This is a genomic window from Bacillus cereus group sp. BfR-BA-01379, assembly GCF_022663605.1.
Lineage (GTDB): Bacteria > Bacillota > Bacilli > Bacillales > Bacillaceae_G > Bacillus_A > Bacillus_A mobilis.
In genome coordinates this window covers 1-12,431 of sequence record NZ_JAKUFT010000024.1, presented here as the reverse complement: position 1 = coordinate 12,431, position 12,431 = coordinate 1, and the positions used below count along the sequence as shown (strand labels likewise).

Sequence of the window (12,431 nt, the reverse complement as noted above, 5' to 3'; positions counted from 1 at the left end):
TCACATTTGATTATACCGAAATTTCTGTCTCATAAACAAAAAATAAAGAAGGGACATCTACTCCATTACAGAATAAATATCCCTTCTTTCGTTTATACATTTATCCCCTACGGATTAGTAGACCAAAGTCCTGCTGATTTAATAAATGTACGTTTATTTAATTTCAGCTGCGCTACGATAAACTCTGCAATATCTTCTGCTTGCATTACTTTATCTGGGTTTCCATCAGTTAACCCTAAATCTACAGCCATATCCGTCGCTACTGTACTTGGAGTTAAAGCTGTCACACGAATGTTATGTTTACGAACTTCCAGCGCTAACGATTCTGTTAAGCCAAGAACACCAAATTTTGAAGCACTATATGCACTTGTTACAGGTGCACCTTTTTGTCCTGCTGTAGATGAAATGTTAATAATATCACCTGATTGTTGTTCAATCATACTTGGTAAAGCTGCACGAGTTGCATAGTATACACCCATTAAGTTTACTTGAATGATTTTTTCCCAATCAGCAACGTCTAATTCTAAAAACTTACCGAATTTAGAAATACCAGCGTTATTAATTAAAATATCGATAGATCCTAAACCGTTTTTTAACGTTTCAATTGCAGTCGTTACCTCTTCATATGAAGATACATCAGCAGTCGCAATAACAGCTTTTACGCCTTCTGCTTCTACTTCTTTCGCAACAGCTTTTAAGTTTTCTTCTGAACGAGCTAAAAGACCGACATTTACGCCCTCTTTCGCTAACGCGATCGCTACAGCACGACCAATCCCTCTACCTGCTCCTGTAATTAAAGCATTTTTACCTTGTAATAATTCTGCCAAGTATAACACTCCTTAATCATCTCAGTTATGTATTGTATTATATTAAAATTGTATCTGTGTTTATGTAAAAAGGCAATGATGCACTTTCATGTGCGTAGGTTACTTGTAAGTAACTATAGAAAGTTTTTATTTATTAGTCTCATATTTCCATCATTATTCATGTAAAATAAAAACAAATCTAGCATAGGAGAGTGTATGTGTATGAAAAGAAAAAAATGGTTCTTGTCACTAACTGCAGTCGGACTATGTATCATATTGTTTGCGATGTACTTTATATTTGGTAATCCACTAAACTATAAAGTAATAGAAAAAGATACTAACGAATATCTCCATACTATAAAAAGATATAAGCAAGCAGAAATACAAAGCATTACTGGAAGATATACTCCCCTTTATAATATCGGCTATTATGCAGAAGTCGTTTATAAAGACGAACCTTATTTTACATACGCTTATACATACGATACTAATAAAAAAATAATACAAGACAACGGCATTTTAGGAAGACATACTGAGTCATTTGAAAACCTTAATTTAAACTGGTCATTGTTTGACGAGTTAGTAGACGGGATTCATACAAACTTACAAGAAAGAGGTTTAAGTGAGAAGAAAGATTATTCTATACGCAACGTTCAATTCATTGATATAGATGATGATAAAAGTGGTGCAGAAGCGTACGTTGACTTCCAGAAAGATAAAGAATCAGATTACTCATACCGTATGAATAGCGAAGGGAGAGCTTATCAATATAGTTGCAGTAATGGGAAATGTATTTTTAAAGAGAAATAGTGTTAGAAGAATTTCCTCCTAACACTATTTCTCTTCATAATTTGGAATACGCACAATAAATTCCGTACCATTCCCTTCCTTACTCTCGACTTTTATATCTCCTTGATGAAGGTCGAGTACTTTTTTTACGATGGCCAAACCTAAGCCACTTCCTCCATACGCACGATTTCGTGAAGAATCCGCTTTATAAAAACGTTCAAAAATATGTTGTTTCTGTTCTTCTGATATACCAATTCCCGAATCGCGAATACGTACTTCCACTACTTTCTCATGTTCTTGTAACTGGATTGTAATTGTGCCACCATTTGGCGTGAATTTAATGCTATTATGAATTAAATTGATCCACACTTGACTCATACTTTCTTGATCGGCAGTAACATGCACTTTATCCAAATCAAGTTCTAACTCAATTTCTTTTTCAGCCCAGAGCGGTTCACTATTTAACACTACTTGCTTTAACTGTTGATCTAATTGATAAGTCACTCTTTCTGGTGTGTACTCTTCCGATTCTAAAAGAGTTAGTTTCAATAAATTTTGACTTAGTTTAGATAATCTCGTCGTTTCTGTTTCAATAATGGTAAGATAATGCGTTCTTTTTTCCTCGGAAATATTGTTATCTTGTAATGCTCTAGCAAAACCTTTTATAGATGTTAATGGTGACTGTATTTCATGTGAAACATTCGATACAAATTCTTGACGCATTTTCTCCATCGCATTTAGTTCATCTGTCATATCATTTATACTTTTTACGAGTACACCAATTTCTCCATCATACTTTTCTTCATTTCGTATTTTTACAGAGAAGTCTCCTTTTGCAATTTTTTGTATAGGTTCAATAATAGTCCAAATCATCGCCTGTCGTTTTGGCCTCATTAATATCCCAAACAATGTCCAAATAAGAACAATAAATACAAAACCAACCATATCACTAATTAAAAAGGCAACAAACGACGATACATGTATTTCAAGAGCATTCAATATACTAGTTGCTACATAAAATGCGATAGACCAAATTATAGTGAGAAAAGAAAAGAGCGCTATTATCGCTCCCGTTACTTTCAACATCTTCAACTTACTCATTTCTTTTCTTTTTCTCATTTACTTACCTCTAAGCGATACCCTAAACCTCTTATCGTTTTAATACTAAACTTCGACTTCTCTTCTTGAAATTTCTCACGTAGCCGATTAATATGAACGTCTAGTGTACGTTCATTCCCTTCAAAATCATATCCCCATACATCTTCAATTAACTGCTCTCTCGAACAAGTTCTTCCTGCTTTAGAACCTAAAGTAAAGAGCAATTCGAATTCTTTTAGCGGTAATGTAACTATTTGTTCTCCAATTGTAACTTCAAATGTTTTACGATTTAACAGTACATTTCCAACTTGAATCGATTGCGATACTGTAATTTGGTAACGTTTCAGTAGTGCCTTTACTCTCACTACTAGTTCTATCGGATCAAATGGTTTTACAAGATAATCATCCGTGCCAAGGTGAAATCCTTTTACTTTTTGAGACGTTTCCCCTTTAGCAGTTAGCATCAAAATTGGAATATCATAGTACTTCCTTAATTCAAAACATACATCAAATCCATCCATATTCGGCATCATGATATCAAGAATAACCATATCAACTTTTACTTCGTCTATTTTCTTAAGTGCATCTAGACCATCAATTGCCTCATATGTTTGAAAGCCTTCGCGTTCTAAAAAAACAGAAACAAGTTCTCTAATATGCGGATCATCATCCACTATTAAAATATTAGGTATCAAAGAAACCATTTCCTTTCTAATTAGCATCCTTTATAAAGCTTTTAAAAATGAATAATCAGCGGAGTATAAGCCCCACTGATTATTCATTTTATAATGCACCCTCTTTAATTTTCAATTGTTGCGTTGCAAATTCACGATACATATCATGTGTGCGTAACAATTCATCATGTGTACCACTTCCTGTAAGATTCCCTTTTTCTATAAAGATAATTTTATCTGCATCTACAACAGTAGAAAGTCTATGTGCAATAACTAACGTTGTTCTGCCTTTCATTAAGTTATTTAACGCTTTTTGAACGACAGACTCTGATTTACTATCTAGACTTGAAGTTGCTTCATCTAACATAAGGATTTGTGGATTTCGAAGTAACGCTCGAGCAATGGCAATTCGTTGTCTTTGCCCTCCAGAAAGCTTCACGCCACGTTCGCCAACTTCTGTTGCATAACCATTTGGCAAATCATGAATAAATGCATCAACATACGCCATCGCTGCTACTTTTTCAATTTCTTCATCTGTCACTTCTCCCTCAACACCGTAACAAATGTTATCACGAATCGTTCCATCTATTAACGGACTATCTTGTGAAACGTAACCAATTTGACGTCGCCATGATTGTAGTGAGTAATTCTTAATTGAATCTTTTCCCAATTTAATGGCACCGCTAGTCGGCTCATAAAAACGTTCTAATAATGAGAATAGCGTCGTTTTCCCGCTACCACTTGGTCCTACGATTGCTGTTACTTTTCCTGATTCAATTGTGAAATCAATATTCTTTAAAACTTGCTCTTCTTCGTTATACTCGAAATGTACATTTTCAAGAACGATTGACTGCTTAGCATTTGTGACCTTCACACCAGTTTCATGATCTTCTACTTCATATTCTAAAATTGTATTAATTCTTTCCGTTGCACCAATTGCCTTTTGGAATTGTGTAAAGAACATAGATAATTGACTCATCGGCATTATAATTTGAACTAAATATAATATAAACGCTACTAGTTCTCCTGTTGTTAATGCACCGCTAGAAACTCGCATTCCACCATATCCTACGATAATAACAAGCAATGCCATTAAAACAAACGACATAACTGGTGAAATTAACGCTTGCACTTTTCCCTCTTTCAAACCAAATTGTAATAGCTTTTCAATACCTTTATTTCCAGTTTCATATTCCCTTTTTTCTGTGTTCGAAGATTTTACTAAACGAATTTCTGATAATACTTGCGTTAATACACTAGTAAAAGAAGCCGTTTCATCTTGAAGTGCTTTTGAAATCTTATACATTTTTCGTCCAAGTGGAACTAAAATAAGTACCGATAATGGAATAACTGTTAAAAGTAAAAGTGTCATTTTCCAATCTAAAACAAATAATACAATTAATGATCCAACAATTGAAATACCACCTGTTAATAAGTTTGACAAGTGCTCAGAAATTAATGTTTTCACAACTCCTGTATCATTTGTCATACGGCTAATTGTATCGCCTGTTCTATTTTGATCATAATAAGTTACTGGTAATATAAGCACCTTTTTCCACAAGCGTTCTCTCAGTCCAGCTACAATCTTCTGCCCAATATAATTTAATAAATATATAGATAATCCTGCAGCTATAGTTTGCATAATAAAGAATGCAACTAGCCCAACAATTTGTCCTGTACTTATTGACGAAAGTGAGAAATTATCTACTAACCCTTTCGTTAACATCGGTATAAATAAACTCGCTCCTGTAGAAAGCAAACTCATTAATAACGCAAAAGCAAGAATCCCTTTCGGAGGATTTGTATCTTGAATAAGGCGTAAAAACTGCCTCCAGCTCCCTTTTTTCTTCATCTCATTTCTAACTTCCATTCCTGTTCATCTCCTCGTGTTAAACCAAACTGTTCTTTCTAAAAATAGAATACAATACAAATGTAAACTGAATGTAAACACACTTTTTCTGTTTTTACAAAATATACATACAAACGCATCTTTACAACAGATATAAACATCTGATATTATTACCTAGTGCTAAATATTATTCTATGTGAATTATAAATAACCAATTTACGATACTATATAAATCTCCCGTTATTGAAAGGAGTATCCTTTTTGCAAACAAATATACATTCCGAAAAGGAAACAATTATTTTTATTCATGGCTTAGTCGGCAATCGTCGCGCCTTCAAAAAAGAGCATAAACGATTTTCAGCCACCTATAATATTATAACTTACGACTTATTAGGTCATGGCGATGATAAAGGTGCAGATATCGAATTTTCATTACAGCGCCTCGTAGATCAATTATTGAATTTATATGAAAAAGAAGGCATTCAAAAAGCTCATATTTGCGCTCTAAGTTACGGCTGTTATATTTCTACAATTTTTGCACAAATGCATCCAGAAAAAGTATTGAGTATTTGTCACATTGGTGGACATTATAATAATCCATCCCTTTTATATAACGTATTTCAAAAGTTTTGGGAGAAGCGAGGAGACGATTACTCTAAATGGCTCTCTCAATACGCAAATACCATTTTTCCAAGTGGCATACTAAAGGCAAATCCGTTCGCAGTCATTTCAAGAAATATTTATTACCGTTTCGGATTGCAATTACATTCATCAATTATTGCCCAATCATTACGGCATCGTTTAGAATTCGATTTAAAATCTAAATTAAAATCACTTCCCCACCCTATTCTATGGGTAATGGGCGAACATGATCATCTCTATAAATCTTGTCTTTTTGATTTAAAGTCCATTCTTCCAAACGTTTTATATAAAGAAATACCGCTTGCAGGACATGCAGCAAACTTATTTCGCCCGAACTATTTCCATGACCTATACGCTCGATTTTTAAATGGGAAGTTACAGTAAAAGCTACTACATTCCTAGTTTATTCAACTATAAAAAGGCTTCCCAAGTTTCCCTGGAAAGCCTTTTCTCTATACAAAAAGTATATAAACTACTTTTTCTTAGTATGCTTTTGTGTAACCTAACATGTGCTTGCTCCAGTAAGAGTTACTTACAGAACTAATACGTACACCAGTTGCATCTGTTTCTGCACTAATGAACTGACCGTTTCCTAAGTAAACACCCATGTGAGAAGGACCTGATTTATAAGTATTTTGGAAGTATACTAAATCACCTGGTTGTGGATTGCTAGTTTTTGTTTTAGAGCTCCAGTATCCAGCAACTGTTTGACGAGCGCCTTTATGACCAGTTTGATTTAATACGTAGTGAATGAATCCACTGCAATCAAAACCAGCAGGTGTTGTACCAGCAGTTCTGTATGGTGAACCATTTAAAGATCTAGCGAATCCAGCGATTGAAGATGTATCTCCACCTGTTGTTGGTTTTTGTACGTCTTTACCTGGTTGTTGAACGTTATTTGTAACGTTATTGTTATTGTTATTGTTATTTGTAACGTTGTTTACTCCGCCTTTTACAAACTTAACGAAGTCTGCACTTACATAACCTGTGCGGCCGTTATGGTTAATTTTGTACCAACCATTTTCAGCGCCAGTAACGTTTAATACTTTACCTTGTGTTACGCCACCGATTACAGCGTTGTATGTAGCTGGGCCTGTACGTACTTTTAATGCACCAGTGTTAACAACATAAGAACCACCAGTTTGAACTGTAGTAGTATTGTTGTTTGTAGTTGGTTGTTTTGTTTCGTTAGATACAGCAGAACCACCTTTTGTTACGAAGTCTTTGCTTACGTATCCAGTTCCACCATTGAAATTGATTTTAAACCAATCTTGTACTTCTCCAACAACTTGTACTGTTTTACCTTTATTTACAGAGCCTAATACTGTATGAGATGCACTTGGGCCTGTACGTACGTTTAGTGAAGAAACGTTTACTGTGTAAGTACCAGTTCCTTGTTGAACAGTAGTTCCTGTTTTACCACCAGTCGTTACGAAGTCACCACTTACATAACCAGTTTGACCGTTTACAGTTACTTTGAACCAACCGTTTTCTTGTCCAATTACTTGTAGTACTTGACCTGATTTCACTTTAGAAATCACGTTATGTCCTGTACCAGCACCTGAACGAACATTTAATACATCAGCAGTTACTGTGTATTTTAAGTCAGATTTTGTTTCTACAGTTTTTGTTTCAGTTACAGTCGTTTGATTTTGAGTTTGATTTTGTCCATTAATTTCTTTTAGCGCCTCGTTTGAAACTTGTGCCTGAGCAGAATCCATACCTGGAACTGCAACACCCACTACTGAAGCTGCTGCTAAACCTGCAATTACTTTTTTCATAAGTTGTCTTTACTTCCTTTCCCTACTATCCTCTTAAAAAAACTTATAAACTTAATACTTTACAATATTATCAAAGTAAAATATTCATTAAGTTCCATTTTTTAACAAGAGTTTTATTTTTCACACAGAGTTCATTTTAAACGAATGAAGTGAATTCCGTGTGAACTTCATGTGAACTTTACCATTAAACTGACTGTTTTTGCAATGCTTTTTTCAAATTCCTTATGTATTTCATTGAAAATTCGACATTCTATTCCTTATCTTAATATATTTTTCCTATCCACTCCGAAAAACTCTATTAATCTAATACAATGCAAAGAATGTATTTCCTAGTATAGTTCCTTCCATGAAGCATACTCTTATCATGACAAAAAATACTTTTTTTATCAATAGTATAATATTTTTAGAAAACTATTTTTGATACTGTCTATCGCTTGTAAAAGATTTGACGATTTGTAAGATTTAACTTCAAAAATTCTGTTCTAATTTGACGAAAATGTACATTCCACTCACTATTTTCCGCTACATATGGAATTTTAAGGATATTTATATTATCATATATAGAGTGGCGTCTTAATCCATACATGTATTATCCGGCCTACCGGGAAACCAATCGAACTTTTACGGGTCGGTATTCTCCACGTAGCATTGAATTTTGATATGGAAGTCTTAATATTAAAAAAGGAGGTATATTTATGAAAAACATAATAGATGATCCTATAAATAAAAATATAGAACTGTACTATGCTTTTTTTCAATTCGTTTCAATTATTACCTTACAAAAAATATCAACTATTGAAACACGTAAAAACGAATTAAAAAATCAGATGAAAAATTCCTATCAAAAAAATCCTTACTTCTTATAAAAAGGTGAACAGATTATATTTCTGTTCACCTTTTATCCCGCATTAACGGACAGTATGACCCCCACCCCAAAATTCAGCGAAAGCAAAGAAATTAGGGGTGGGATTAAAGTTTCACTTTATCATTCCTACATTATTTATAAATTTTCACACGTTTTTCTAAAGGTTGGTATTCTTTTTCACCTGCAGTTACCACCGGTTTACCAAACGGCATTTGCGCAGTAAGTTTCCAGTTTTCTGGAATTTCCCATTCTTTTCTCACTTCTCCATCAATTAATGGATTGTAATGCTGTAATGTAGCACCAAATCCTTCAATTTCTAAAGCCGTCCAAATTGCAAATTGTAACATTCCTGAGGATTGTTGAGACCAAACCGGAAAATTCTCTTTATATAAGGCAAAGTTTTCTTGCAGTTGTTCCACTACTTGACTATCTTCGAAGTATAGGACCGTTCCATAACCACTTTTAAATGCATTCATTTTTTCTTCAGTAGATGCAAAGTTATTTTCAGGTACAATTTTTCGTAACGTTTCTTTCGTAATATCCCATAACTTATCATGTTGTTCTCCAAGCAAGACGACAACGCGAGCGCTCTGAGAGTTAAAAGCTGAAGGTGTATGTTTTACAGCATGATAAATCACTTCTTGAATTTTTTCATCAGAAACTACTTGCTCTTTACTAATCGCGTAAATAGATCTTCTGTCTTCAATTGCTGAGTAAAAATCTTTTGCCATCATAATTCCCTCCAATTTTCATTTGAGGCTTTTTCATATGTACACATCATATTCTGCCTCTTAAAACTTATCATTAATAAGTTTCTAACTTTAGACTATCAACAAACAATAATAAACTCAAATAATAACACTCACATTTTTTACCTTTTTATTTCCTAATTATAAAAATAAAAAGGCAATTTATGGTTACCTATAATAAGTAACAACAAATTACCTTTCTTAAATGATGATCTAAGTCAATATTTTACTTAATTAACTAAGCCAAATGCATAAGACATTAGCTTATTCGTCTCTGTAAAACGCTTCGTTTTACCTTTCGTTCCCATTACAACAGTAATAATACGAGTATCACCTTGTTTTGCTGTACCCGTAAAACAATACCCCGCGCTATCTGTAAATCCTGTTTTTAATCCGTCTATTCCTTCTATATATAAAGCTTTATTATTTTTGTTTAACATATCATTTGTACTTATAACATTAATGTTATTAAATGCTAACTGACTTTGACGTAAATGAGTCACTTCTAATATTTCTGGATAATCTTTTACAAGATGATACGCCAAGTTTGCTACATCAGCAGCTGTCATCTTCGTCTCACTTCCATCAGGTTCTTGTAGTCCTGATGCATTTGCGAATTTCGCATACTCCGACATTTTAAACTGCTTTGCTTTTTCATTCATACGCTGAACGAAATCTTTCTCTGTTTTTGCCATATGCTCAGCTAAAGCCACAGCCGAATTATTTGCTGATTCAATCATTAATGCATGGTACAAATCTTTAACAGTTAATGTATCATTAACTTGAACTGGGATTCTCGCACCCTCTGTTTGTGCCGCTTTCGCACTCATTTTCACCGGATCTTCCCAGCGAACTTTTCCATTGTGTACATTTTCTAATAGAAGATACGCTGTCATCATCTTAGACATACTTGCTGGTGCAAAAGCTTCATTCTCATTATGTTGATAAATAATATCTCCATTACTCGCATCAATAATCATAGCTGCTTTTGCATCAATTTCCGGTGGTATGTACTTTGGTGGGACTACTTTTTCAGCTAATCCTGTTTTAGGTAGTTCTGCCACCTGTAAAGGTTGTCCCTCTATATTTGTTGCACTCTTTTGAGTTCCTTGGAATAAGAACCAACATATCCCTAAAATAATGACTACTAGGATCGTCAGCCTTCCCCATTTTAACCGCTTCATTTCAAAACTCCTTTAGCAAACCATTTATACACTCACATGTAACCATAACAACAATTACTTTATATCGTCAAGGCAAAAAGCATATTTATTCATTTCATACATTTATGTTACACTCAGCATACCGAAATATAAGAATATTAAACGTTGCATTATCGTAATTTAACTATTTAATAGAAAGGATTCTTACGATGCTACTTCCAAAAACATTAAAATACGGAGACACAATCGGCATTTATTCACCCTCTTCACCAGCAACCTACACTTCTCCAAAAAGATTTGAACGAGCGAAATCCTACTTACAACAGAAAGGATTTCACATATTAGAAGGTTCACTAACAGGTCGATATGATTATTATCGTTCTGGCAGTATACAAGAGCGTGCCGAGGAACTCAATGCTTTAATAAGAAATCCTAATGTATCTTGTATTATGTCAACAATTGGCGGTATGAATTCTAATTCATTATTACCTTATATTGATTACGACGCTTTTCAAAATAACCCTAAAATAATGATTGGTTATTCAGATGCAACAGCTTTACTGCTAGGGATTTATGCCAAAACAGGAATCCCTACATTTTATGGTCCGGCACTCATCCCCTCCTTTGGAGAATTTGAGCCTTTTGTAGATTATACATACAACTATTTTGTAGAAACATTACTACATGATCATTCACTTCCTTACAACATAAAACAACCTTTATTTTGGTCAGATGAATTTATTAATTGGGAAGAGAAGACGAAAGAAAAAGAACGTAGACATAATAGTTGGATTTCTGTAACAAATGGACAAGCTACCGGACGTGTTATTGGCGGTAACTTAAATACAATAGAAGGAATTTTTGGTAGCCCTTATATGCCAAGCATTCAAGAAGGTGATATTTTATTCATTGAAGATAGCTCAAAAGATGCAGCTACTATTGAAAGAAGCTTTTCATTACTTAAAATTAACGGTGTATTTGATAAAGTTTCAGGTATACTTCTTGGAAAACATGAGCAATTTGATGATTGTGGTACAAAGCGCAAACCGTACGAAATATTATTAGAAGTACTGCAAAACCAAAGTATTCCTTTACTTGCTGACTTTGATTGTTGTCATACCCATCCGATGATCACTATGCCGATAGGTGTTCAAGTGAACATGGATGCAACTAATAAAACAATACATATTTTAGAAAAATGGAAGATATAAACGACGCTTATATTATAGGAAGAACATGTTATAAACTTTTCCATTAGGGAACATAAAAAAGGCTCCGTTCATCACGGAGCCTTTTTTATTATTGTCCTAAATTTTGAACCTTGTCTTTCAAATCACGAACTTGATCTATCGTCTGCATAAGCTCAGAGTTTTTAAATTGCTCTACATCCACTTTCCCTTCTTCTATCTTTGTCATCGCCGTATCAATTAATGTATTTAATTTTTCGTTATATCCGACGATTTGCTGATGAAGATCCTTTGCTACATCCGGTGGCGTTAATTCATTGAATGCAGGTATATCTTGTTTTATTTCACTAAGCTTCGTTTCTAATTCTTTTCGAGCTTCGCTATCATTAATGGCCTTTTCAGCTAATGCTGGTGCATCATTTGCAAATGCACTTATTTCATTTACATAGTCTGTCGCTTTTTGAGCATAATCTATGGAGTTCTTACCTTGCTCTACTAGTGAACATCCCATTAAACCAATTGAAACTAAACATACTAAGAAAATTGATTTGATTTTCATTTTAGACTCCCTTCGTCACTATACTTGTCTGTAATCTTCTTTATCATAACTTCTAGCTAAATCACCTACAACCTTTTTAAATAGCCATTTAACCGCTCACATGCCCTATTATCGTTACAACATCTATTTCTATATGTACGCTAATAATATCTTCAATTATATCCATATATCCTTGTCCTATAGCTGCTCCATAGTGTAATGTAAGCCCCTTCTTTTCATACACTGACTTTGGCACTGAAAAAATAAATCTCCTCAAGTTTCTTTCATCA

13 protein-coding genes are annotated in these 12,431 nt (G+C 34.0%); 4 read left to right on the top strand and 9 right to left on the bottom strand.

The window, feature by feature from the left end:
- Window positions 1-107: 107 nt before the first annotated feature.
- A complete protein-coding gene (locus MR113_RS11520; RefSeq protein WP_242254317.1) occupies window positions 108-827 on the bottom strand; it encodes a 3-ketoacyl-ACP reductase in 720 nt (239 codons plus the stop codon).
- Between the two features lie 201 nt (window positions 828-1,028).
- Between MR113_RS11520 and MR113_RS11515 the strand changes: the two genes are divergently transcribed.
- On the top strand, window positions 1,029-1,616 hold the full coding sequence (locus MR113_RS11515) for a DUF3139 domain-containing protein (protein WP_242254316.1): 588 nt from the start codon (window positions 1,029-1,031) through the stop codon (window positions 1,614-1,616).
- A 24-nt stretch (window positions 1,617-1,640) separates the two neighbouring features.
- On the opposite strand, the gene hitS is transcribed toward MR113_RS11515, so the two are convergent.
- From hitS to MR113_RS11500, 3 genes are all read right to left on the bottom strand, one after another.
- Window positions 1,641-2,714, bottom strand: a complete 1,074-nt coding sequence (gene hitS, locus MR113_RS11510; protein WP_242254314.1) for an envelope stress sensor histidine kinase HitS — start codon at window positions 2,712-2,714, stop codon at window positions 1,641-1,643.
- Complete coding sequence (hitR, locus tag MR113_RS11505) at window positions 2,711-3,388, bottom strand: envelope stress response regulator transcription factor HitR (RefSeq protein WP_242254312.1); 678 nt, start codon at window positions 3,386-3,388, stop codon at window positions 2,711-2,713. Before hitR ends, hitS begins: the two co-directional genes overlap by 4 nt.
- An 88-nt stretch (window positions 3,389-3,476) precedes the next feature.
- Window positions 3,477-5,237, bottom strand: coding sequence for an ABC transporter ATP-binding protein (locus MR113_RS11500; protein ID WP_242254310.1), 1,761 nt, complete (start codon window positions 5,235-5,237; stop codon window positions 3,477-3,479).
- A gap of 240 nt (window positions 5,238-5,477) precedes the next feature.
- Between MR113_RS11500 and MR113_RS11495 the strand changes: the two genes are divergently transcribed.
- Window positions 5,478-6,242 carry an alpha/beta fold hydrolase gene (locus MR113_RS11495; RefSeq protein ID WP_242254308.1) on the top strand — a complete coding sequence of 255 codons (765 nt, stop codon included), beginning with the start codon at window positions 5,478-5,480 and terminating at the stop codon, window positions 6,240-6,242.
- Window positions 6,243-6,340: 98 nt separating this feature from the next.
- Here the strand turns inward: MR113_RS11495 and entFM are convergent, their stop codons facing one another.
- Window positions 6,341-7,639 carry an enterotoxin EntFM gene (gene entFM / locus MR113_RS11490; RefSeq protein ID WP_242254305.1) on the bottom strand — a complete coding sequence of 433 codons (1,299 nt, stop codon included), beginning with the start codon at window positions 7,637-7,639 and terminating at the stop codon, window positions 6,341-6,343.
- Window positions 7,640-8,334: 695 nt separating this feature from the next.
- Between entFM and MR113_RS11485 the strand changes: the two genes are divergently transcribed.
- On the top strand, window positions 8,335-8,505 hold the full coding sequence (locus tag MR113_RS11485) for a DNA mismatch repair protein MutT (protein ID WP_242254303.1): 171 nt from the start codon (window positions 8,335-8,337) through the stop codon (window positions 8,503-8,505).
- Between the two features lie 130 nt (window positions 8,506-8,635).
- On the opposite strand, the gene MR113_RS11480 is transcribed toward MR113_RS11485, so the two are convergent.
- Both MR113_RS11480 and MR113_RS11475 read right to left on the bottom strand, forming a co-directional pair.
- Window positions 8,636-9,238, bottom strand: a complete 603-nt coding sequence (locus MR113_RS11480; RefSeq protein ID WP_242254301.1) for a nitroreductase family protein — start codon at window positions 9,236-9,238, stop codon at window positions 8,636-8,638.
- Window positions 9,239-9,483: 245 nt separating this feature from the next.
- Entirely contained in the window at window positions 9,484-10,437 is a 954-nt protein-coding gene (locus tag MR113_RS11475; RefSeq protein ID WP_242254299.1) for a D-alanyl-D-alanine carboxypeptidase family protein, read from the bottom strand.
- 188 nt (window positions 10,438-10,625) lie between these two features.
- Here MR113_RS11475 and MR113_RS11470 point away from each other — a divergent pair, with 188 nt between their 5' ends.
- The gene (locus tag MR113_RS11470; protein WP_242254297.1) at window positions 10,626-11,627 is read left to right on the top strand and encodes a S66 family peptidase; all 1,002 of its coding nucleotides are present in this window, start codon (window positions 10,626-10,628) and stop codon (window positions 11,625-11,627) included.
- 88 nt (window positions 11,628-11,715) lie between these two features.
- Here MR113_RS11470 and MR113_RS11465 read toward each other — a convergent pair whose 3' ends face one another.
- Both MR113_RS11465 and MR113_RS11460 read right to left on the bottom strand, forming a co-directional pair.
- Complete coding sequence (locus MR113_RS11465; RefSeq protein ID WP_242254295.1) at window positions 11,716-12,162, bottom strand: DUF6376 family protein; 447 nt, start codon at window positions 12,160-12,162, stop codon at window positions 11,716-11,718.
- Window positions 12,163-12,250: 88 nt separating this feature from the next.
- Window positions 12,251-12,431 (bottom strand): hypothetical protein (locus MR113_RS11460; RefSeq protein WP_242254293.1); only part of this gene is annotated, 181 nt, incomplete at its 5' end.

Bases quoted from the DNA above. Each gene is read 5' to 3' on its own strand.
- MR113_RS11465 (WP_242254295.1), bottom strand. From the start codon at position 12,162: ATGAAAATCAAATCAATTTTCTTAGTATGTTTAGTTTCAATTGGTTTA.
- MR113_RS11500 (WP_242254310.1), bottom strand. From the start codon at position 5,237: ATGGAAGTTAGAAATGAGATGAAGAAAAAAGGGAGCTGGAGGCAGTTT.
- entFM (WP_242254305.1), bottom strand. From the start codon at position 7,639: ATGAAAAAAGTAATTGCAGGTTTAGCAGCAGCTTCAGTAGTGGGTGTT.
- MR113_RS11485 (WP_242254303.1), top strand. From the start codon at position 8,335: ATGAAAAACATAATAGATGATCCTATAAATAAAAATATAGAACTGTAC.
- MR113_RS11480 (WP_242254301.1), bottom strand. From the start codon at position 9,238: ATGATGGCAAAAGATTTTTACTCAGCAATTGAAGACAGAAGATCTATT.
- MR113_RS11515 (WP_242254316.1), top strand. From the start codon at position 1,029: ATGAAAAGAAAAAAATGGTTCTTGTCACTAACTGCAGTCGGACTATGT.
- MR113_RS11475 (WP_242254299.1), bottom strand. From the start codon at position 10,437: ATGAAGCGGTTAAAATGGGGAAGGCTGACGATCCTAGTAGTCATTATT.
- hitS (WP_242254314.1), bottom strand. From the start codon at position 2,714: ATGAGAAAAAGAAAAGAAATGAGTAAGTTGAAGATGTTGAAAGTAACG.
- MR113_RS11470 (WP_242254297.1), top strand. From the start codon at position 10,626: ATGCTACTTCCAAAAACATTAAAATACGGAGACACAATCGGCATTTAT.